Annotated in this window: 23 protein-coding genes and 1 tRNA gene; 4 read left to right on the forward strand and 20 right to left on the reverse strand. The window is 60.7% G+C overall.

The window, feature by feature from the left end:
- Positions 1 to 227: 227 nt before the first annotated feature.
- Entirely contained in the window at positions 228 to 1,667 is a 1,440-nt protein-coding gene (locus NATTI_RS26235) for a hypothetical protein (RefSeq protein ID WP_152423919.1), read from the forward strand.
- A gap of 565 nt (positions 1,668 to 2,232) precedes the next feature.
- Here NATTI_RS26235 and NATTI_RS26240 read toward each other — a convergent pair.
- The 8 genes from NATTI_RS26240 to NATTI_RS0120590 form a co-directional block, all read right to left on the reverse strand.
- Entirely contained in the window at positions 2,233 to 2,709 is a 477-nt protein-coding gene (locus NATTI_RS26240) for a hypothetical protein (RefSeq protein ID WP_152423918.1), read from the reverse strand.
- Positions 2,710 to 3,023: 314 nt separating this feature from the next.
- The gene (locus tag NATTI_RS0120560) at positions 3,024 to 4,643 is read right to left on the reverse strand and encodes a DUF7845 domain-containing protein (protein ID WP_006087934.1); all 1,620 of its coding nucleotides are present in this window, start codon (positions 4,641 to 4,643) and stop codon (positions 3,024 to 3,026) included.
- Entirely contained in the window at positions 4,640 to 5,158 is a 519-nt protein-coding gene (locus tag NATTI_RS0120565) for a DUF488 family protein, N3 subclade (RefSeq protein ID WP_193787776.1), read from the reverse strand. Before NATTI_RS0120565 ends, NATTI_RS0120560 begins: the two co-directional genes overlap by 4 nt.
- Complete coding sequence (locus NATTI_RS0120570; RefSeq protein ID WP_006087932.1) at positions 5,155 to 5,676, reverse strand: hypothetical protein; 522 nt, start codon at positions 5,674 to 5,676, stop codon at positions 5,155 to 5,157. Before NATTI_RS0120570 ends, NATTI_RS0120565 begins: the two co-directional genes overlap by 4 nt.
- A gap of 277 nt (positions 5,677 to 5,953) precedes the next feature.
- Positions 5,954 to 6,301, reverse strand: a complete 348-nt coding sequence (locus tag NATTI_RS0120580) for a hypothetical protein (protein WP_006087931.1) — start codon at positions 6,299 to 6,301, stop codon at positions 5,954 to 5,956.
- Complete coding sequence (locus tag NATTI_RS0120585) at positions 6,294 to 6,533, reverse strand: DUF7563 family protein (protein ID WP_006087930.1); 240 nt, start codon at positions 6,531 to 6,533, stop codon at positions 6,294 to 6,296. The genes NATTI_RS0120580 and NATTI_RS0120585 overlap by 8 nt, the downstream gene beginning before the upstream one ends.
- 59 nt (positions 6,534 to 6,592) lie before the next feature.
- Positions 6,593 to 6,768 (reverse strand) — tRNA-Trp (locus tag NATTI_RS26245).
- 53 nt (positions 6,769 to 6,821) lie between these two features.
- Positions 6,822 to 7,727 carry a DUF5794 domain-containing protein gene (locus tag NATTI_RS0120590; protein ID WP_006087929.1) on the reverse strand — a complete coding sequence of 302 codons (906 nt, stop codon included), beginning with the start codon at positions 7,725 to 7,727 and terminating at the stop codon, positions 6,822 to 6,824.
- A 563-nt stretch (positions 7,728 to 8,290) separates the two neighbouring features.
- Here NATTI_RS0120590 and guaB point away from each other — a divergent pair.
- Complete coding sequence (gene guaB, locus NATTI_RS0120595; protein WP_006087928.1) at positions 8,291 to 9,793, forward strand: IMP dehydrogenase; 1,503 nt, start codon at positions 8,291 to 8,293, stop codon at positions 9,791 to 9,793.
- 35 nt (positions 9,794 to 9,828) lie between these two features.
- On the opposite strand, the gene NATTI_RS0120600 is transcribed toward guaB, so the two are convergent.
- The 6 genes from NATTI_RS0120600 to NATTI_RS0120625 form a co-directional block, all read right to left on the reverse strand.
- Positions 9,829 to 11,496 (reverse strand): AMP-binding protein, encoded by a 1,668-nt coding sequence (locus NATTI_RS0120600; protein WP_006087927.1) that lies wholly within the window; start codon positions 11,494 to 11,496, stop codon positions 9,829 to 9,831.
- 104 nt (positions 11,497 to 11,600) lie between these two features.
- A complete protein-coding gene (cmk, locus tag NATTI_RS0120605) occupies positions 11,601 to 12,212 on the reverse strand; it encodes a (d)CMP kinase (RefSeq protein ID WP_019992088.1) in 612 nt (203 codons plus the stop codon).
- Between the two features lie 47 nt (positions 12,213 to 12,259).
- Complete coding sequence (locus NATTI_RS0120610; RefSeq protein WP_006087925.1) at positions 12,260 to 12,733, reverse strand: hypothetical protein; 474 nt, start codon at positions 12,731 to 12,733, stop codon at positions 12,260 to 12,262.
- Entirely contained in the window at positions 12,730 to 14,349 is a 1,620-nt protein-coding gene (locus tag NATTI_RS0120615) for a sodium:solute symporter family transporter (RefSeq protein ID WP_006087924.1), read from the reverse strand. The genes NATTI_RS0120610 and NATTI_RS0120615 overlap by 4 nt, the downstream gene beginning before the upstream one ends.
- The gene (locus NATTI_RS0120620; RefSeq protein WP_006087923.1) at positions 14,342 to 14,857 is read right to left on the reverse strand and encodes a hypothetical protein; all 516 of its coding nucleotides are present in this window, start codon (positions 14,855 to 14,857) and stop codon (positions 14,342 to 14,344) included. Before NATTI_RS0120620 ends, NATTI_RS0120615 begins: the two co-directional genes overlap by 8 nt.
- Positions 14,858 to 15,167: 310 nt before the next feature.
- Positions 15,168 to 15,647 (reverse strand): cupin domain-containing protein, encoded by a 480-nt coding sequence (locus NATTI_RS0120625; protein ID WP_006087922.1) that lies wholly within the window; start codon positions 15,645 to 15,647, stop codon positions 15,168 to 15,170.
- Between the two features lie 119 nt (positions 15,648 to 15,766).
- Here NATTI_RS0120625 and NATTI_RS0120630 point away from each other — a divergent pair, with 119 nt between their 5' ends.
- Positions 15,767 to 16,267 (forward strand): hypothetical protein, encoded by a 501-nt coding sequence (locus NATTI_RS0120630; protein WP_241434244.1) that lies wholly within the window; start codon positions 15,767 to 15,769, stop codon positions 16,265 to 16,267.
- 84 nt (positions 16,268 to 16,351) lie between these two features.
- Here the strand turns inward: NATTI_RS0120630 and NATTI_RS0120635 are convergent, their stop codons facing one another.
- A complete protein-coding gene (locus NATTI_RS0120635) occupies positions 16,352 to 18,115 on the reverse strand; it encodes a YcaO-like family protein (RefSeq protein WP_006087920.1) in 1,764 nt (587 codons plus the stop codon).
- Positions 18,116 to 18,261: 146 nt separating this feature from the next.
- Between NATTI_RS0120635 and NATTI_RS0120645 the strand changes: the two genes are divergently transcribed.
- On the forward strand, positions 18,262 to 18,471 hold the full coding sequence (locus NATTI_RS0120645; RefSeq protein WP_006087919.1) for a hypothetical protein: 210 nt from the start codon (positions 18,262 to 18,264) through the stop codon (positions 18,469 to 18,471).
- A 53-nt stretch (positions 18,472 to 18,524) separates the two neighbouring features.
- On the opposite strand, the gene NATTI_RS0120650 is transcribed toward NATTI_RS0120645, so the two are convergent.
- The 5 genes from NATTI_RS0120650 to NATTI_RS26825 all read right to left on the reverse strand — a co-directional run bounded on the left by NATTI_RS0120650 (position 18,525) and on the right by NATTI_RS26825 (position 21,706).
- Positions 18,525 to 18,962 (reverse strand): RNA-binding protein, encoded by a 438-nt coding sequence (locus NATTI_RS0120650; RefSeq protein WP_006087918.1) that lies wholly within the window; start codon positions 18,960 to 18,962, stop codon positions 18,525 to 18,527.
- Positions 18,963 to 19,019: 57 nt separating this feature from the next.
- Entirely contained in the window at positions 19,020 to 19,229 is a 210-nt protein-coding gene (locus tag NATTI_RS0120655) for a hypothetical protein (RefSeq protein ID WP_006087917.1), read from the reverse strand.
- Between the two features lie 76 nt (positions 19,230 to 19,305).
- Complete coding sequence (locus NATTI_RS0120660; protein ID WP_006087916.1) at positions 19,306 to 19,656, reverse strand: hypothetical protein; 351 nt, start codon at positions 19,654 to 19,656, stop codon at positions 19,306 to 19,308.
- Complete coding sequence (locus tag NATTI_RS0120665; protein ID WP_006087915.1) at positions 19,653 to 20,465, reverse strand: succinylglutamate desuccinylase/aspartoacylase family protein; 813 nt, start codon at positions 20,463 to 20,465, stop codon at positions 19,653 to 19,655. The genes NATTI_RS0120660 and NATTI_RS0120665 overlap by 4 nt, the downstream gene beginning before the upstream one ends.
- Before the next feature lie 293 nt (positions 20,466 to 20,758).
- Positions 20,759 to 21,706 carry a hypothetical protein gene (locus tag NATTI_RS26825; RefSeq protein WP_193787775.1) on the reverse strand — a complete coding sequence of 316 codons (948 nt, stop codon included), beginning with the start codon at positions 21,704 to 21,706 and terminating at the stop codon, positions 20,759 to 20,761.
- Positions 21,707 to 21,808 lie beyond the last annotated feature (102 nt).

Raw genomic sequence — 21,808 nt, forward strand, 5'->3', positions numbered from 1 at the left:
GTAGCCCAAAGCGAGCGCACAACAGATAAGCAACGGAGAGCAGTTTCCGGAATTCCGATACGGTCTCACGTCTGATGTTGCGTCATCCTACACACGAGTATTTGCATCTCGTGTGCATATTCGGGAAACCGGGTCTGTTGAGCTACAATCCCCGGGGGTGGTAGGATGAACTCGCACTGGCAGTCTATCCATAGATCTAATGGTGTACTAACGAATTTGTGATTTATATGGATTCAAGAGAAATACTGCCCAACGCACAAACGGTCCGATTTTTACTAGATACGAAATCACTTAATGAGAGACTTTCAAGAAACCCGTTCCCTCTTGAGAGGTTTCTAACATATGGGGAACATAGTGAATTTACCTATATAAGAACACCAGAGAAAACAGCCCATAATTCTCTTCAAAATATTTCATCATTCGAATTAGAAATAGATATGGATAGAAATCAAAAAATAGTTAGATGGGGTAAAAGTAATCAAAATATATCTACTATAAGATATCTGCCATCTATATACGATCGTAAGTTGGAAGATATAGATTGGAGTGAGCCGGAACCCAATATTGACGAATTGAATCTTGTTGGTCTATTTAGTGAATTTTCACGATATGACGATAATAGGGCCGATATTTTAGTAACAGCAAACCCGTCTCTACTTCAAAATCGTCGTCGTATTGAATATTCGTTCCACCGTCATGAAGCTGGTCAAATGAATATGATGTCACCATCTGAAGCGGCTGAATTTGCAGGTATATTTATGAGAGAGAATGATGAGTTCATATTCTACAATCCTAAGGATAAGTGTCATTCCTATAGTATTGACTTCTCGTACTGGTATTGGTTGCTTCCCCGCGTATTTATCCACCATTTCACAATTGACGACAACGACTATATTAGTTCAATGTTTGACCGGTTCCAATCCTTATTCATCTGTGTTGATAAAATGGGGAAGGAATACTATTGTGGAACTGGTAATCACACAGATTTAAGAACAAGATACCATTTTAACAACGGAATATCATTACTCACTGGTATCTTTGACGTTGTTGCCCTCTATACCCGTGAAAAGTACGATATCGGGATTTTAGATGAGAGAACTAATCTGCGGACCGGTGGTCATCCTCTTCTCAAGGAACTCCGAGTTTACAATGAGAGTGCTTGGGAGCATGTCCAGAGAAACCATATGATTATTGAGTTAATTCATACTATCCGAAACGACATTATCCATCAAAAAGGCGTAATTAAACGAGGTCCGGGCTTTTCTTTAAGAGGGTCTGAGGTTTCTGAGTGGAATTCACATACAATCAGTTTAGAAAGTCTTGACAAAGAAGATAGAGAAGAGTTCAGGAAGTATTATGAACAGTTTGATGATTCAATTCGTAAATATGATCCAGTGACACAATGGGGAGTAATTGTCCCTGAAAACGAGACCCCAAAAATAACCCCCATAACCCAAATAGAACCGTACCAGTTTATGAAACAATCTGTGAAAACAGTTGCAAAATTCATTGATGAATATCTTCGGCTATTAGATCACCCAAACCGTCTCAAAAACCTTCCTGACACTGGGATTTTATCTAAAAATGATATACACTATATGGCTGATTGTGGTCTATTCCCACTATTTGAACAACCAGATGTGAAGTCAGTTAAAAATACTATATGAGGGCTATTCTCGATCTAAATGTAGCCCTTTTGAATATCCTTCTCGTTTCGTGAGTTCAACTGGAGGTTTTCGTGCGGAGTGGGGTAGGACGCTGCAATTTTTTGACGCAGTCGCATCGGTGTCAGTGTGGAGGCGGGGCGGTTGATTTGTGACCTTGGCCTTAGCCACAATCTTCCCCCAGCAGTGAGCCTCGTTCCGTTCCTTGAGCTGTCGGAACACCTCGGTAGTCGTGAGTCCGTGCTGGTCAGCGATCTTGGCAACCAGGTCGAGCGCATGATTCTCGGTGGGCGTACCCTTATGATCGTGAGCGAGTTCGACAAGTTCGAATACGACCAGCAAGTCATCTTGAGGATTGCGCATCACGGACTGTCGTGGCCTCGCTATCACACTTAAACCTCCGTCCCCCTCTAAGTGGACTCGATAACGCTGGTCATCGAGATCCCGTCTTAGGCTATCAGTGAGTCTATCCTGGTGTAACGCTCTGTATCTGCCAGCCCAATTTTTCGCTGGCGCGGCGCGTGCTCTACGCGCCGCGCAATTACCCTGTCCCCTAGGGGGAAACATGTTAAATCGAAGAAAATGTCTGTATGAACACTGAGATAACAACTAATCCAAATCCAATACCACGAATCCTTTGAACTGGTGTCGATTGCAGCCTGTCAATTTCGTCACGAATCCATGTTTCAACGATGAGCACCGAACCAATTCTCTTTGAGTCATCACGCTGAGGATTTCCTTCGGAATCAGTTAAACAAACAAATCCACCACCTCCCCACACGCCGAATGCAACCGAGTAAATTGAGTTACTGTCTTCGGGTATTTCGTTTTCCCATTTTTGTTCTATAACAGAGGTGATTGGTTGAAAATTGCAATCCTCTCGGTGTATCTCCCCAGCTCTCAGTAGTTCTCTTCTTGCTTTATCAAGCATCTTAACCTCCCTACTATCAATAATCAGGTTTCTAACCACCTCAAATGTGGGTAATATAACAAAGGCAGTTCCAATTAGACCTAACACCAATCCAACGAGATTCACCGAGAGCATAATCGACAATTCAGATTTGATACCGTATGAAGTCTGCGACCGTAGAACCACCGTTTCATGTGCTTCAACTGGAGATCTGCGTGCGGAGGTGGGGCGGGGCGCTGTAATTTTTTGGCTCAGTCCCCTTGGGGACACCCGCCAAGGGGGTTTTCGCGCGAAGCGCGAAACGACCCCGCAGGCGTTGCGGTGCGATCGCGGCGCCGGCCCCGCCCTCGAGGGTCCGAATCCAACTGAAGTTGTGAAAATCAGCCGCTAATGAATTTCTGGTTGTCTAAACGAAGCAAAGGGGTAGCGTTGCCACTACTCGGGCCGGTTCACCGATCGGCGACAGCGCCGACGAATCCGGTTTCGCTCCCGCCGCCGGGAGTCTTCCAGGTCAACTCCGCACCGCGGAGAACCGTCGGATCGTTCCCTGACTTCGACCACTTCTCGAGGGCTTCCGCGGCGATCGTCCCGAGGTTCTCGAACCGATCGGCCTTCAGCTGCGAGAGAATCGTATCGATCCGCATCCGTCGGGGGTCGCCGTTCTCGTCGAACTCGAGGTCCGCACCGTTCTCTGCAAGCCACTTCTGGAACGGCGAGGACTCTGCAACGTGGTCCGCTAACCCCATCAGGTGTTGCATCCGATCGGCGTAACTCTCGATCGCGTACTCGGCGGATTCGACGAGCGCACGCAACTCCTCGCGATACTTCCGGGCGCGAAACGACACGTCGCCCTGGTCGAGTTCGAGGACATCGCCGAGATCTTGTATTGCACGGTAGATCGTCGCGGGGTGTTTCCCCAGCTGGTCGGCGAGGTCGTCGACCGCTACTCCGCCATCGGTCGCGACCGTCTCGGTAACGTCGCGAGCAGTCTCGCCCATGTCGCGCAGCGTCGTCATCAACAGGTGGTCCGTCTTCGCCTCGAGGCGCGGCGTGGGGTCTTCGTAGAGTTCCACGGGCTGATCACGAGCCACGGCGTCGAAGTGATCATCAGCGACGTAGACGCCGTTTCCATCGGGACCGAGCGGGATGTCTTCCCAGTGGAGCGCGTTCAACAGTGTCTCCTCGATCTGCTCGGTCACCTCGTGGCGATCGGCCCATGCCCATGCCTCGCCGTCGTTCCTCGACTTGTTCACCAGCACCTCGACCTTCGGGTGGTAGGACGGGTGGTCTTTCGAGACCGCGTCCGGATCTTTCAGCTGGTAGATCTCGAATTTCCGTCCGTAGGTGTGGCCGGGTAGCAACTTGCTGGCCGACGCCGGATTGAGAAAGAGCCGGTTCTGGTGATTGATTACCTCCTCGTTGTCGATATGAAGCTCCGCTTTGACGCCCTTGATCTCGGACAGATAGAGCGCAACCTTCTGGAGTACGCCGGCTGACGAGAGCTTTTCAGCCCATTCGCGTCGAATCCGAACGTACCGCTCGTACGCCCACATTCGACTCGCCTGGTGCGGTTCGGCTCGGAAGTAGTCAGGGTGAATCCGCTCGTTCGCGTGTTCGAAGATCTCCGCGAAGAACTCCGGCAGCAACTCGAGGCCACGCTCGGACTCGATATTGCTGAGGTGGTACTCGACGTCGACGCCGTCGACCTCGCCGACCTGGTTCTCCCACGGGAGCTGTATCGGGTCGCCGGTCTCCCAGTGGCGCATGTTCGGAAACCGTGGCGAGATATTGAACGACGCCTTTCGCTCACCGCGACCGCGGCCCTTGATATCCCATTCGTACAGGCGTTCGGCGTTGATCCCGTCGGACAGCCGCGGTGCAAACCCCGACTTGCTGTAGCTCACCTCGAGGAGCCAGGGGTCGCCGTCGATCTCGACGTTCAACTCGAGGTAACCCTCGAACGGCGGACCGAGCATCACCGACGACAGCGCATCGTACGGACCGCGGCCCCAGTCGGGCCACTTCCAACGGCCTTCGATCTCGTGGGGCGTCGTCTCGACTTGCGTCATCGTCCTCCGCTCCCGGCGAAGTCCGCGAGCGTGGCAGCAGGCTCATCGTTGGCATCGGCTTCCGCCTCGATTGGGATGGTCGACGGGTCCGGGTGATGAACGACCTCGATGTCTTCGAGCTGGGCAACGACAGCGTTCGCGAGCAGTCGCCGGTGACACCAGCGGGCGTCCTTTTCCCAACAGACGAGCCAGATATCGCGCTCGCGAGCGCGGTCGGCCAGCTCGTCGATCACGTTCTGCGGGCCGGGCTCGGCGAGGTGTTTCCGATATCGACGTTCGTACTTGACGGAGTTCCACGCGACCGCTGCCGGGTTAGGCTCGCCGTCGTCTTCGGCGGCCGTCTCGACGGCCTTGTACGCGTTCAACAACTCCTCGGGCGGCCCGACAGCTGGGATGTTCCGGTCGGTCAGTCGCTCAACGAAATCCTGTGAGTAGCGAACCACACCGAAGACGGCATCCTCGTCGGCAGGCTCGTGACTCGAGAGCCCACCGAAGTACGATGTACGGACTGTCATCGACGACACCCCACGGTCACCGACGGATCGACGCCCGCCGGATCGATCACGTGCGACCACGCGAGTTTCGCAACCTCCTGCTCGGAGCGTGACCCGCTGACATCATACCATCGCCCGGACAGCAGCTCGTCGACGAGCGTCGCCGGCACGATCGCGCGAGCCACCTGGGGCAGTCCCGGTCGCGGCAGATAGACCACGAGCAGGTACATCCCGCCCGCCTCGAGCAGCTGCTCGTGAGCGCCGCGTTTGACGTAGAACCGCCCTCGAGTCGATCGGCTGCCGTTGCTCGTCTCGATTTGACAGCCTTTGATCTCGATCGGCGTCTTGGGCTCGACGAGAACGATGCCGTAGAACGGGAGCGATCGGCTCGCCTCGAGGACCGCTGTCGTTCTCGCGTCGTGCCAGGTGGCCGTGCGATCGCCGACGTACTCCAGGGCGTCGATCACCTGCACGATCTCCGCCTCGAGGAAATCACCGCTGGCCTTCGAACTCTCGAGAGGCGACGTTCGCGAACTCATCGCGAATCACCGGCCTCGTGATTGGTTTCCGTGAGTGTGGAACGAATAGACCTATACAGTCTGTTCAGAAGTCTATCACATGGTGTTGGATCTGATACTCGAATTCGTCCTGCTCGTAACTGCCACCTATATCGGTGCAATGATCGCTCTCCGTGGATTTTTTGGGAGAGAATACTACGATCCGCGAACGGGCGAATCCGTGGGTAGAGACGAAGATTCGAACGGTGAAACGGATCGTCGGTAACTACCAGCGACTGCTCAGTACCGTCCAAGGACATCACGGCTCACCTCCCCGGTTACTGATATCGTAGTATGACCGCGTCGGCCCGTTTATCGGTCGATACTGGTTTTCGTAGGGATACGCTGTCTGGCACGATTGGCAAAGCGTCTTAGCGGCTTGTCGGTCCGACTGGACGTAGATGCGGGCCGTATGCCGCGAAACGCGCGCTCCGCAGTCGTAACAATCTGGCGCGCTCGAGGAGTGTGTGCGACCACCGTCGGCCCGAATCTCTCGCTCCTCGAGCGCGTTTTGAACGTCGGCGTCGGTCGCCTGATGGGCCGGATGGGCTATGGGCGTCCGACTCTCGACGATGTACAGCTGACTCGCCGGGACGAACTCAGACATCGGCCTCACCTCCGTGGTGACCCTCGGCGATCTCCGGGTCCGGGATCGTGACCGCGACACCAGCTGCGGACCCGCGGGTCAGTCGACGGTAGGAATCACAGTCTCCGCAGCGATGGGCTCGGTCGTTGTTGTCGCCGTAGACGCGGCAGAACTGATCCGAAACGTACGCTCCGCAGTGTTTGCACGTCGAGTTGTCGACCGACGGCCACGGGGCGGTCGTCACGCAGACCACCCCCTACTCAGAATGTATCGAGAACGCGAGAGAAGCCGCTCCTCGCTTTTTATTTCAAATGGGGCCGGAGGGATTTGAACCCCCGATCGACTGATATCTCCGGTGCGCCTCGGAACTCCAGAGGGTCATCACACGGACACTGATCAGGTGTCCGATCAGTATATCAGTCTGGAGTGTCGTCCCGGGCGCCGTAGCCTCTGGAGTCAGTCGCCATCCCTGGCTTGGCCACAGCCCCTCGCTTCTCAGTTGGGCGATCCTGCCTAAAGTGGTTTCGATTCGGAATCCGCCCTACAGCCACGGGGCCCGACCCTGGGTATCGGTCGAGTCGTCGCCCGGATACGGTCCCGAGTCGGAGTCGTCATCGCTCGAGTCCGCGTCGTCGCCGTCCGACCCGCCGCCGTCGGTCAGCGCGCCCAGGCTATCCGTGGGCGACTCGTCGCCGTCGGCCGCGTTGTCACCCGAGTCGCGCTCTAACGGCAGGTCGATGGCGAACACGCCGGCGACGAGCAGCGCGGCGAGGGGGGCCTGTCCGAAGGCCATCCCGAGCATCGACAGTGGAAGCAGCCCGAGAGCCACTGCGCTGCCGAAGCGGAAGCGGTCGATGTCCATGCAGCCGCGGAGGTACGGGCCGCCGAGGGCGATGGCGAGGGCGAATGCGACACCGACGCCCGCGGCAAGTACGGCGTTTGCGACCAGCGCGGGGTTGTCCATGAGGACGAACTCGGCACCCGCGGGATCGATGCTTGCAACGAGGCCGAGGCCGATGATGACAGCAGGGTTCGGGAGGTACTCGCCGATGGTGGCGCTTGCGGTCTTGGCCGCGATGGCGAGAATAACGAGCGCCGCGAAGCGGGTGATAATGCCGTCGTCGACGACGCTCCCGATCGCCGGCGCGAGTGCGGCCTGGACTCCCGCGAGCAGTATCAGCGGAATCCCGACGAGCATGACGATCGTAGCCTGTTCCCGGGGCGTCCCGGACATCTCCGCGAGGATCACCGCGACCGTGGCGCTGCCACCGAAGATCAGCAGGCCGACCTGGACGGCACCGAGCGGATCGTCCAACGCGCCCGCGAGGATCAGCGCCGGGAAGACGCCGTCGATCAGCGGCAGCATCATCACCAGCGCTAACAGGCGGGTATCACCACCGACTATTCGCTCGAGGCGGAGTGCGACCGGGTGTCGTGACGTACTCATGAGTCAGGCTCGATGGCCATGACCCGAGGCCGGTGGGCAATAGGGTGGACGGTCCCGTCGCGACTGGTGAATCGGACACCAGTTCGTCCAGTTGCGGCCTCGCGCTGTGAATTGTTTTGTGAATTTCCCGAACTGAAGATTGGCGGCGTCACTGTCGACGCTCGTCCGGCCAACGGTTCGGGCACCACTGAAATTCACAGCGTACATACCCGTATCGACAACCGGATTCTCAATAAGCGTTGTGTGGGACGCGGTCGCATAACTTGCCGCATTCGCACCACTGGCTGCCAGATGCGGACGGGAATGTACACACCTGCGCTTGACAACTGTAGCTGAGAGCGGGATTTGGTCGACGAACGTCCACTCGGGGAGAGGGCACGATCAGATCACGAGTCCCTCGCACGGCACGCGGTCGTCCGCCCGCTTCGAGCGGAGGGATTCTCGCTTCCCGACGGCCACCCATCCCGTCACCGGATGCCGTTCTCTTACCGAGTGCCCCGACAACTGTTCACACCCAGTTCGTATCTCGCAACGCTTTTTGCTCGCGGGTTCGGACGGTTTACATGGCGAACGATATCCCTGAGCAGGGGCCTTATTCTTCGAAATTACAGGTACCGGAAGCGCTAACGTTCGACGACGTCCTCTTGCGGCCGAAAGAGAGTCGTGTCGAACCCGACGACGCCGACCTCACCACACACGTCTCGAAATCCGTCGAGGTATCGGTTCCAATTCTCTCGGCCGCGATGGACACCGTCACCGAGAGCGGCATGGCCATCGCGATGGCCCGCCACGGCGGCCTGGGGGTCCTCCATCGGAACATGAACATCGACGGAATGGTCGAGGAGATCGAACGGGTCAAAAGCGCCGACGAACTCATCATCCCGCTGGACTCGGTCGTCACCGCCGATCCCGAGATGTCCGTCCGCGAAGTCGACGAGCGAATGGCCCGCCAGGGCGTCGGCGGCGCACCGGTGGTCAACACCCGCGGCGAGGTGCTGGGGATCATCTCGAGTACCGACATCCGGCCCCACCTCGAGGTCAACGAGGACGACCCCGTCACCGAAGCGATGACCGACGAGGTCGTGACGGCCTCCGAGGATATCGATCCGCGCGACGCGTTCGAACTGATGTACGAGCACAAGATCGAGCGCGTGCCGGTCGTCGACGACGAGAACCTGCTGGTCGGACTCGTGACGATGCAAGGTATCCTCCAGCGTCGCGAGTACCAGCAGGCCGTCCGCGACGAGGACGGACGCCTCCGCTGTGGCGTCGCAGTCAGCCCCTTCGAACAGGAGCGCGCCGAGGCCGCCGACGAGGCCGGCGCAGACGTGCTATTCATCGACACCGCACACGCGCACAACTTGAACGTCATCGACGGCGCTCGAGAGATCAAAGAGTCCGTCGAGGCCGATGTCGTCGTCGGTAACGTCGGCACGCGAGAGGCGGCCGCGGATCTGGTCGAATTCGCGGACGGGATCAAAGTCGGCATCGGTCCGGGTTCGATCTGTACAACGCGAATCGTCTCGGGCTCCGGCATGCCCCAGATCACAGCCGTCGCACAGGTCGCGGACGTCGCAAACGAATACGACGTGCCAGTGATCGCCGACGGCGGGATTCGGTACTCCGGCGACGCGATCAAGGCGATCGCCGCCGGTGCGGACGCCGTCATGCTCGGCTCCTACTTCGCCGGCACCGACGAGGCACCGGGTCGCGTCGTCACGATGAACGGCAAGAAGTACAAGCAGTATCGCGGTATGGGATCGGTCGGCGCGATGAAATCCGGCGACAGTGACCGGTATCTCAAGGAAGAGCCGGACGAGGACGACGAGTACGTGCCGGAAGGCGTCGAGGCTGCGACGCCGTACAAGGGTACGCTCAAGTCCGAACTCCACCAGCTCGCCGGTGGGATGCAGTCCGGAATGGGCTACGTCGGCGCCGAGACGATCCCCGAGTTCAAAGAGCGCAGCGAGTTCGTCCGCGTCTCCGCGGCCGGACAGGCCGAGAGTCACGCCCACGACGTCGTCATCACCGACGAAGCGCCGAACTACTCGCCCGACAGCGAATAAGGAATCGATCAGAAACCCCCGGTCGGAGAACTGACTCAGACGAGTTCGGTCCGCCGAATCTTCCCGGTCGTCGTGGTCGGGAGGTCGTCGCGGAACGCTATCTCGCGAGGATATTCGTACGCCGCTAGTTTCTCACGGACCAGGTCCCGAATCTCCTCGCGCAACTCGTCCGTTCCCGTCACGCCGTCTACGGGCTGGACGACGGCCTTGATGATCTCGCCACGGGTCTCGTCCGGAACGCCGACGACGCCGACCTGTTCGACGACCTCGTGCTCGAGGATCGTCTCCTCGACCTCCCGCGGCGCGACGCGGTAGCCGCTCGTGATGATGAGTTCGTCATCCCGCGACGTGAACCAGCAGTAGCCGTCGTCGTCGCGTTCGGCCAGGTCGCCCGTGAGATGCCAGACGTCTCCATCCGGACCGTCCTCGAGCGTCACCGCCGCCGTCTTCTCCGGAGCATTCCAGTACGCTTCGAAGATCACGGGATCGTCGCCGCGTCGAACCGCTATCTCGCCGATTTCACCCGGATCGACGCGCTCACCCGTCTCCGAATCCAGTACGGCAACGTCGTGGCCCGGAGCCGGCTTTCCCATGCTCCCCGGCTTCGCCGGGAACCACTCACGGCAGTTGGTCACGAGCAGGTTCGCCTCCGTCTGGCCGTAGAGTTCGTTGACGACCACGCCCGAAAGCGCCTCGTCGGCCCACTCGAGAATCTCCCCGGTCAGCGGTTCGCCGCCGGAACAGATCGCCTCGAGCGAGAGGTCGTAGCGGTCACTGGGATTCTCGATACCCATCAGCATCCGGATCGCAGTCGGTGGGATGAAGGCGTCGGTAACGTCGAATGCGGCCATAATCTCGTAGGCGCGCTCGGGGTCGAACGACCCCATCGGATACCCCACCACTGGCTGACCGTAGTGCCAGGCGGGAAAGACGAGGTCGCCGAGCGCGCCGATCCAGGCCCAGTCGGCGGGCGTCCAGTAGACGCCGTCGCGAACGTCGCGCTCGAAGTACATCGTAAACGCCGGACAGTGTCCGAGCCAGACGCCGTGCGTATGGAGGACGCCTTTCGGCTCGCCGGTGCTGCCGCTCGTGTACATGATGATCGCGGGCGTATCGACATCCGTGTCGGCCAGTTCGAACGCCGTCTCGTCCCAATCGACGGCGGCCTCGAATCGCTCCGCGGCCGCGCCGCCGCCAGCGTTTTCGTCGACGGTATCCCCCTCGTCACCGACGACGAGGACGGACTCGAGGCGGGGACAGTCCGGAGCGATATCTCGCACCGTCTTCCACTGGCTCGCGTCGACGACGGCCACGCGGGCCTCGCTGTCGGTCAGCCGGTAGCGCAGCGCATCGTCGCCGAACAGCACCGACAGCGGGAGCGAAATCGCGCCCAGCTTCCAGCAGGCCAGGTGCGTGAGGACGTTCGCCGGCTTCTGCGGGACGACGACGGCGACGCGGTCGCCGCGCTCTACCCCGCGGGCCGAGAGGGCGTTCGCGACGGCGTTGGACCGCGCGTCGAGGTCGGCGAACGTGTACTCCTCGTGACCGTCCGCCGACGACAGCTGATAGAGCGCGACCTGCTCGCCGTCGTCGTGTTTACCGACCAGATCCGCGGCCGCGTTGAACCCCGGTGGAACGTCCCACGAAAACGACTCGCGAGCCTCCTCGTACGAGTCTCCGTCGACGGTGACGTAGTACGTCATACTGCTAGTTGGTCACATACATCACAAAATAGCCATCGACCGCGAGCGGCGACGACTCGACGATCGTCACTGCGCCGCGGGCAAAAATCGCTCGAACGGCGGCGCTACGGATCGATGTCCGGCGTCGAGAACGCTCCCTCGTCGATCTCGGGATCGTACTCCTCGAGTGCGGCCCGCACGAGTTCGAACACACCCCGTTTGCTCCAGCGGGCGGTGTTGATCGAGAGATCGTAGAACTCCCGTTCGTCGATGTCGATCTGGTAGTACGACTGGTAGCGGCCGGCCTCGCTGACCTCGCGGACGCGCATCTCGGCTTCGGTCTCGACGCGATCCTCGATCCGGTCCGCGCGAACGTCCTCGGGTGCATCGAGCCAGATTCGAAGGTCGGCCCGTTCGCCGGCGAGCCAGCCGGCGAGACGAGACTCGAGGATGAACGGCTTGTTCGCCGTTCCCCACTTCTCGGCGATCTGCTGGAGGCGCTGGTCGATCGCGCGATCGATCTCCTCGGAGGAGTCAGCCTGCGCCGTCAGCTGGCTGAGCGTCATGTCCTGATCCTCGGCGATCTCGCGGAAGATGTCGCCGCCGGAGACGTACGGACAGCCCATCGCGTCGGCGAGCTGTTCACAGAGCGTCGTCGCACCGCAGCCCGGTGGCCCGGAGACCGTAATAAACAGTGTCGTGTCGATCTCCACCGCTGCTGTCGAGTCCGTAGACATACGTGCTTGCTCACGGCTCTGCGTGAAAAACGGTCCGACTGGTCGCGCTACAAGAGCGACCAGCGCGGCGTATCGAGTTCGATGTCGACGTGCTCGAGTCGCGAATCCTCCGTGAGGGCGGCGACGACGTCTTCCTGTGGATCGGCCTCGCTGGTACTGACGAGCGTCATCTGGCCGCCGTACCGGGTGTCTTCGAGGTCCGCCTCGGACCACTCGAGTTCGAGTCTTGCGCGGCGAAACCGCGTCCCCTCGACGTGTCGGATCGACTCGAGGGCCTCGAGTGGGATCGCGAAGTTCTGCTCGGCTAGCGCCTCGAGGTCCTCGAGTCGGCTGTCCTCGAGGATGGCGCGGTCACGTTCACCCATATCGGCTCGGAGCAGCATGGAGCGGTACGATTGGCCGACGTAACACCAGACGAGTCGCTCGTCGGTGAGGACCAGTTCCCAGAACTCGATCGAGTTCGGTCGCTGGCGGAGCCACCGCGTGAGTCGCGCGATTGGTTCTTCGGTGGATGTCGTCATCGTTCGAACAGGGCGTGGAGGTCACTCGGGAGTTCACGTTCGGGGTTCGTGAACACCTGCGCGAGCAGCGAGACGAAGATGAACACGATCATCGCGACCAGCAACGAGATTGCCTCCGCCGGCACCTCGGGCGGGAACGGATACGTTGCCATGACGACGTTCTCGTTGAGCCAGACGACGAATCCGCCGCCGATGATGTCCGCAGCCTCTGGGATCACGTTGTAGACGATGTTGAACAGCATTCCCACGACGAGCGCAGCAATCGCCCCCCACTTCGACGCTCCTTTCCAGTTGAGTCCTAACACCACCACCGGGACGAACGCGGCGGCGAAGAAGCCCCAGCTAATCGCCCCCAGGATGCCGACCAGTGCCTGCGAGTAGAAGACGACGATCGTCGAGAGCACCGTTAGCATGGCGAGCGCGGCTTGCGTCACGCGGAGTTCGGTTTTATCGTCCGTGATCGGGCGCCCCAGTGCACGCGGAATGTCGCGCGAGATGGCCGCCGCCCCGATGTTGAGGAACGAGTCGCTCGTCGACATGATCGCCGCGAGCAGCGCGGCGAGGATCAGCCCCGCGATGACGCTCCCCGTGTGGTCGAGGACGAAGACCGGACCGACTTCGGACGCGGAGAACGTCTCCGATATCTCGCCGGCTTCGACCATCGCGCGCATCGAGAGCCCCGCCGAGAAGGCGATCAGACTCGAGATGGCGTAGGAAATGGCCGCGATGGGCGCACCCCATTTCAGGATCTTCATGTCGCGGCTCATGTAGAACTTCGTGATGAGGTGTGGCTGGCCCGCCGCGCCGACGGAAAACAGGATCCACCACGAAATGCCGACGAGAACCGCGACGGCCGGGGCTCCCAGGGCACCGAACGGCGAGATGAGGTTTGGATCCGCGCTGGCCAGATTCTGCGAGATGGTTCCCATACCGCCGCCGAAGGACATCGCGTAGGCGAAGACGAATCCCGCGCCGATGATCATCGTAATCGCCTGCAGGAAGTCGGTCCAGACGCCGGCGATCATCCCGCCGAGCATGCTGTACAGGAGGAGAATCAGGGCCCCACCGAGCAGGCCCCAGATGAGCGGAATGCCGAAGATGGCCCGCATGACGAACTGCAACGCGGCCAGGTTGACCGCGAGGTAGGCGATGACGCCCAGTGCGACGGCGACGCCGCCGAGTCCGCGAACCCACTCGCTCTCGTAGCGGACGTACATCGCGTCCGGTAGGGTCAACACGTTGCGGATGTCCGCGAGAATTCGCATTCGCTTTGCGAGGACGATCCACGTGAGCAGGAAGCCGAGCGGTGCCGTAAAGAAGATCCAGAGCGCGGTCGTCCCGAACGAGTAGACCAGTTCAGGACCGCCGACGAATCCGAATCCGGACTGGATCACCGAGAACGCCGTCAGCGCGAGGACCCACGTCCCGATGCTCTTGCCAGTGATCAGAAAGTCACTCGTCGACTCGGTTTGCATCCAGCCCCAGGCGCCGATTGCGATGACGATGAGGAGGTAGGCTGCTCCGAAGCCGATGATAATGGGATCGTCGGCGATCGGAATACCCTCCTCCTGTAGCGGAATTGGAGCCAACGAGAGCAGCGAGAACGCGTTACTCATTGCTCTCACCTCCTGTCGTCACTTCCCCGCCGTCGGCTGCGTCGGCGGTTTGTGTCGGCTGCTCCGGCGCCAGCGGGAACGACTCCTGGCGCTGTTGTTCACGGGCCGATTCGATGATGTCGTCGACGATCTCGTCGCTCGCAATCCGATCGAAAATCAGCGAGTAGTAGATCGCGGCGGTCAGCGGTAACAGCCAGATGAACCCGAAGTAGATGAGCGTCGAGACCGGGACCCCGAGCACGTAGCTGTACTCTGCGGTCCCCGGTTCCCACGTCAACCAGATCCCGCCGAGACCGATCAGAAAGAACGTCGCCAATGCTCCGATCAGCCCGGTATACGGGGCGAAATCCGGATCCCCGTCGCTCCGTTCGATCGTCGCGGACGCGATCACCGTGAGGATGACCGCCGCCCCGACGAAGGAAAATACCCTGTACAACCCGAGACTCGCCGTAAGCAGTGCGATCAGTGAGAGGACACCGAGCGCACCCATCGTTCGATTTCGTGCCATTGTGTTAGTGACTCATGTCGAAGTCGCTTCGCGTTCGATTCGGTTCTACCCGCCGTACAACCCATTCCCGGGAGACCGTTCCCGATTCCAGTGATCGTCGCTACAGCGGTGCATCACAGCTCGCTCGAGCGAACTCTCCATTGGTGACCACCACAATACTACATGCCACGCACCAGATCCCAGAGAATGTGCTTGTTAACATGTCAACAGCCATCTCGAGACGGGACCCGAAACGGCCCTCGAGTCGTCACTCCAGAATGAGGTGTATTGACGACAGAGTCACAGAAAAGTCGAAAACGGCCGTCCCGGATTATCCGATCGTGAACGCGTTGTCGCAGGCTGTACAAGTCATTCGGAACGCCCCCTCGTCGGTGAGCTCGAGTCCGTGTCCGACCTCCTCCTCACAGTCCTGACAGAAGATCATCGACTCGATCTGGTCCCAGTCGTGTTGGGCCCCGGGTGCGCCGAAGGCGAATCCGACGACCGGGTCGTCGCCGTCGTTGTATCCCTGCTGGAACTCTCCCGGCGCGAACCGAATCACCTCGTCTTCCTCGACGGTAACCTCGCCTTCCTCGGTGTCGAACGTCGCGGTCCCTGATTGGACGTAAAACACCTCCTCCTGGTCGTGGTGGGTGTGATAGCCGCCGGAAAAGGACTCGCCGGACTCGAGTTCGAAGTAGTTCATCGCGAAGTCCGAGAAGCCGAGCGCCTGCGATATCGGCCGTCTGATCGAGTGGACCTCCATCGGGTTGGTCTCGATGTCGACGTCGTCGATTGCGGTTTTCTCCATACGTGCGTGTGTTTCCCTCGCGTGTCATAAACCGCACGGTACCGTGTAACAAGCACCGGGACCGACCCTCGGAGTCGCGAAGAGTAACGCCTACGTTCGCTCGCTCCCGAGCATCAGGTGTGAATCGCCGTACGCTACTTCAGTCCGCCGGAGTGGCGGCCGCCGTCGGGCTCGCGGGCTGTGTCGACGGCGTCCGAGAGCACTTCGGACTGCAGGGCATCATTCCGATGGAAATCCACAACGAGGGCGACCGCTCTCGGAACCTCCACCTTCAGGCTCGAGAGCGCAACGGAGGCCGCGAGAGCTACGAGCAGAGCTACTCCGTTGGTCCGGGCGAGACCGTCGGCCCACCCCACCTCGACGAGACGGAACAGAGCTTTCGCGCCGCCATCATCGAGAACGAGGAAGAGGCGACGGTCAGAGCGGTCTCGATCACGCCCGACACCTCACTCGTCGTGATCCGAATCTCCGAGGACGACCTCGTCGTCGAAGTCCAGCGCAATGAGGGCGAGGACGAAATTGCAGACGGAACAGAGGACGCAGATGACGCGGACGACGAGCCAAGCGAGGAAGACGGGGACGGTAGCGACGAGAACGAAACTGACTCCGACGACGAGTAATCGCGCTTTTGGTGCTGTTGTACGGATATCTACCCCGCCGTGTGTAGTACTGGATACCGACTTACACGCTCTCCACGTCGAGTTTCAGGGATACGGGTGGTACGCCCGCTCGAGTCGCGGCTCGAACCCGAGATCGTCCGGCACCGTTCGCGCCCGCTCGCCGAAGAAGGGGTCGCCGGTGAACAGCGGCTGTGCGCCCGGGACCACGACACGAACGGCCTCGAATCCGACGCGTTCGACGTCTCGAGTCGTCAGTCGCGCCGCGTAGGGCGTCAGATCGGCGTCGGCCGTCCGTGAAACGAGCGCCTCGAGTGCCTCCAGACCCGACGGAACGGGGTCCGGACCGACGCTCGCGGCCGGAATCGTCCGCTCGACATCGACGAACGATCGAACGGACTCCGGGAAGGCGGCGTACTCGCCGATCGACCCTGAGGCGTCGGCGGCCTCCTCGGGACCGAGGCCGCGCAGTTCCGTCCAGTTCTGCAGCGCCTCCTCGAGCGCCGAGCGCGCGGCCGCCGTTGCGTCGAGTCCCGCTGCGGAGCCGACGGCGAAGGCCGGCCACCCGTCGTCCGTCGGCTCGAGATCGTCCACGAGTGTCTCCGGATCCCGGTGGACAGCAACGGCGACCACGGGAACGTCGATATCCTGCGTGACGAGCAGCGGCGTCACCGACAGCCCCTCGCTTCGGGCGCGGCGCTCGAGAACGTCGAAGGTATCGTCCGCGACCGACAGACCGAGCGGCTCGAACGAGGAGTACCACGCGAGCATGGTCGCGTCGCGCTCGAGTACCTCCGTCAGCCCCGAGAGCAGCGCATCGACGGTCGAGGAGCCGAGTCCCAGTCCGGTCGTGATTGCCGGGACGAGGCGCTCGCCGGGCTGAGGGAACTGGACCGCGGCGGCGGGAAGGTGGACCGACTCGCCGGTCGCGAGGTTTTCCCCGGGAACCCATCGGTGTTCGTCGCTCGCGTCGTACGTCGGCGCGTCCTCGGGCCGCACGAGGTCAGTCGGTGAAACCACGTTCTCGAGGTCGCCCTCGCTCGCGTGAACGAACTCAGTATCGCGATAGACGCCGGCGCAGTAGCGCTCGAGACCCTCGCCGACGGCTTTCATCAGCGCCGCGTTCCAGTCGTCGGCGACGCCGGCGGCCTGCGTCGGCGCGCTGGCGTCGCTGAAGGTCGACGTGTCCGCCATCGTCGCGAGGTAGTACGGGACGGGGAACGACGCGACCTCGCCGATGCTCGAGACGACGCCGACCCGGTCGTCGATCGCCGCCTCGGCGTGCTCGACGGCCGCGTCGAGTCCGAGCGAGTCATCGTCGCGCTCGAGCGTTCGATCCCGCTCGCCGTCCTGACAGTCACAGCCCGGCACCGGCAGCACGCGCCGTCGCTGGTGTGGAAGTTCGACGACGTGTCCGATCACCGATTCCTCGTCGCCCGAGAGGACACGAACGCACTCCCGGCCGGCGACCGCGCCGGCTAATCGTGCCGCGCTTCGGTCTCCCGTCGGTTGGGCTGTCGTCGTTCCCTCCGCTACGTTCGAGGCGACGCGGTGGCGGAGACAGTCGAAACAGCCGGTGGCGGCGGCGAATCCCGAAACCGCTGCGTCGACCGCCGCGAGCGACTGACCGCCGACGCCGCCGATCTCGACGGCGATCCACGGGGTTCCGCCCGCTCGAGCGGCCTCGTTCGCCCGGTCGAAAGTGGCCGAGCCGGCGACGTCGCTCACGATCGCGAACCGGGCGTCCGCGATCTCGTCGGCACTGGCGTTGACGACCGAAACGTCGACGTCTCCGAGCGCGGCGACGACGGCCGCACGGACCGGATCGTCGCCGACGACGTGAATATCCATACGCGAACAGTCACAGGCCGGCGTCAAAAACGCCGCGCTCGGCGGCCGTTTCGTGGGCGACCTCAAGCCGTCGAATCGGGAGCCGTCGACCCGACATCTGCAGGCCGCCACGGTTTATCGCTGGTCAACGTTGCTAGCGTAGATTCATGGCTTCAACACGAGCGCAGGCCGACCGAACGGAACTGCTGAAGAACGCGGGCGTCGTCACGACGGCGATCGACGGCATCATGGAACTCGCGAAGGGCCGCCGGAAGAGCGGACTGCTGTTGCTCGGCGCCGCCGCCCTCTCGTCGCGAATTCCGGGGCTCGGAACGGCCGCGTCCGTACTCTTGCGAGCGTACCGACGGCTCCGATAACGAGTCTCGTCGTCGGCCGCCGGAATTGACGGCCGCCGGAGAATCGAACCGAACTACTCGTCGTCCCGAAGCCGTTCGAGGACTTCTTCCGCATTTTCGACGGCCTGTTCTTTCTTCGCCGGGTAGGCTTCGACCTTTCCGCGGAAGGTGATGCCCTCGCCCAGTCGAACGTCGCCTGCGAAGGCCCCCTGCTTGTCGAGTCGCAAGAAGAGTTCGGTGTTCTCGGTGACTCGCTCGTCGAGTTCGTCGATCAGGTCGTCGAACGACTCGAGGTCGGCCAGCCGCGAGAGCACGTGGCGGACTTCGTCCGCCCGCTCGACGCGCGCTGAGAGGACGAGAATGCGGTCGCCGAAGTGGCCCTCGCTCTCGGCGCGCTCGATCTCGAACTCCTCGGGGAGGAAGGTTCTGAGCGCCTCTTCGACGCGTTTCTCGTCCTCCGTGGCGTAACAGAACGTGCGTAGGTCGACGTAGTGAAGCGGGATCTGTGGCATCTGGGTCCGTCCGTGATATGGGTCGTTCGAGCGGGTGGGTCGTCGCTAGTCGCTCGCTTACTCTTCGTCTTCGTCCGCGTCGTCGTCCTCGTCGGCTTCCTCGAGGGCGTCTTCGGGGACACCGGTCTCCTGGCCGTCTTCGAAGCTGATCGTGTAGGTGACGTCGCCGAACATCGACTCCATCGTCTGTGTGATGGTGCCGGTCTCTCCGTCGAACTCGCTGTGCTCGTCGTGCAGGACGACGTTGTCGTCTTCGTCGAAGCTCATGACCCTGAGTTCCCCGGCGTCGCGTAAAAAGGGACTGATTCGCGGCAACCTCGTCCGTTGATCGTTCGGTCCCGCGCTACAGTTGCTCCGTCGAGTCCGTAGCCCGCCGCTCGCGCCACCACTCGAATCCGAACCCGACGAAGACGGCGATAGCTCCTGATCCGCCGAGGAATGGCACCCAGTAGACCCAGAGATCGAATCGCGGCGCGACGGCGTTACCGATCGCGGTTCCGACGCCGTAGAGCAGATACCCGGGCAGCGCGAGCGGCGAGAAGAGCCGCGTCTCGAGCCAGCCCAGTCCGAACGGCACGACGAGCAACGTGAACGTCGCGAGCGTCGCCGGACTCGTCGCGACCCGGCGAGGCGAGACCGGCAGTCGACGACGGACGGCGCGGAGGGCGGTCGTCCGCCTGTCGCTGGTGGTCACGCGTCACCCCCGACCGCGAGCAGGCCGTGGAGTTCGAGGACATGGGCGGTCGCCAGTCGCGTCAGCTGGACTTTTGTCTCCCGGTCGAACATGAACTCCGTCGTCTCGAAGAGGTAGGCGCTGGCCTCGAGGTCTCGAGCCGCCTTTTGGAAGAGCAACGGTCCCGAACTCCCGCTTTCTCGGGCCGTAAACCGGTGGAACGGCAGGTACCACGGCACGGCGTCGTCGTCGAGCCGGTCGGCGAGGTCGTCGCCGCGGGCGTCCGGCGAGTGAAAGATCGCCTGCCCGACGTACTCCCGGTGGAGGCCGTAGATCCCGAGCGATCGGTGGAGGTCGAGGACGACATCGGGCTCGTAGCGCTCGACGGCATCCCAGATCCCGCGTGCGAGGTCGGTCGTCGGCTCGCCATCGGCCGGGAACTGTCGGTTCAGATCGCCATCAATACCCTCCCGTTCGTCGTTCTCGACGGCCACGCGGTCGGTCTCGGGGACCACGACGAGCGTTCCCGCGTTGGGGTGCCAGTCGGTGATCTCGCGAGCGACCTCGATCCCGCTTCGCTCGTCGCCGTGGACGCCGCCGAAGACCATTGCCGTCGGTCCCTCCTCCGGCGCGTCGATCTCGAACAGCGACGTCTCGTGGACGGTGTCAGGGAGTATCGTCTCGGTAGTGATACTGGCTTCACCCGCGTCGCCGGGCTGGCGGGCCGCCTCGAGCAGCGACTCGTTGCCCGACGGTCGGCTCACGGCTCCCGTCGCGGCGATAACGGTGAGCATGGTTCCGGCGCCGGCCACGAACGTCCGACGTCTCATCGGATGCGGGTAGACCGTACACCCTCAAGCACTTTCTCATCGACATGGGCTGGAACCTCGGGGAACATTCGCCCGCGAGTAGTTCGGCGTCGATCACGAAGGGGTAGCTATCGAGTGGCTGCGGCGACGACCATACGGGGCGAATTTACGGAAGTTACTGGTTGAAATTCACACTCTTCGCGTGAGATACGTTTTCCAGTCATATCCGTAGAGAGCGCAGTCTCCTCGGACGTTGGTTCTGATCAAAAATGTCGAGTCAAGTATATCTGTGCGTGTAGTCCCGTACTCAGGTTTCAGGATCCAGACGAGTCACCACCGCTTGAGATCGTCGTCTGGTCCACGTTAGCAACGTTCTGTTGACCAACGTTCTGGCTCTGGGAAACAGAGCTACTGGACTTCTTCCGAGAACTCGATGTTGCTTTGCCCTGCTGGACGTTGCTGTTCTGTTGGTTTACCTCAGTACTACTTACTGCGTTGCTATCACCGCCATCGGCTTTCTTCTCGTCGTCGTCATCCTCGTCTTCTTCTTCTTCTTCCTCTTCCTCTTCCTCGTCTTCTTCTTCCTCGTCTTCCTCTTCCTCTTCCTCGTCTTCTTCTTCCTCGTCTTCCTCGTCCTCTTCCTCGTCCTCTTCCTCGTCTTCCTTGTCCTCTTCCTCGTCCTCTTCCTCGTCTTCTTCCTCCTCGTCTTCTTCCTCCTCTTCCTCCTCGTCTTCTTCCTCCTCGTCTTCTTCCTCCTCTTCCTCCTCGTCTTCTTCCTCCTCTTCCTCCTCGTCTTCTTCCTCTTCCACCTCCTCCTCGTCTTTCTCTACACAGAACGTGATATTGCTGATCGCTGCTCGAGTCCCGCCACCAGTTGTGAGGTCGGATTCGTACTCGCCATCTGTCTCACTGTCGCTGTGATTGTCGCGCCCGCCGAACGAGCAGACGTTCGTAACGATGTATCCATCTGGCACAGAATACGTAACGGCAACAGGCTCGTTTTCTTCCCCCTCCTTGTTGGTGTAGTCCTCGATCGTAACGAGATCTTCTCCCTCTGTGTGAACGAACTCGCCGGAGCTGAAATCGTATTTGCCCGTAAACCCATCAAGGCACTCACAGTCCTCCTGTGGATTTCCTTGAGTTACCCCTGCAGCCACACTGGTCGCTAGAACGCTCACAACACTCATCGCCCCAACCCCCTTCAGCACTACCCTGCGATTGATTTCTGAACTGTCGGTCTCTATCGAACTTTGGTTTTTCATTGATTGTCAACCCCCCAAGTTAGTGAGGTGCAACAACCTGTTTCCTGTACAGAGATATAATATATTTTTCACGGTATCGTGAATTCGATGGTATCTTATATT

This window comes from Natronorubrum tibetense GA33 (assembly GCF_000383975.1).
GTDB lineage: Archaea > Halobacteriota > Halobacteria > Halobacteriales > Natrialbaceae > Natronorubrum > Natronorubrum tibetense.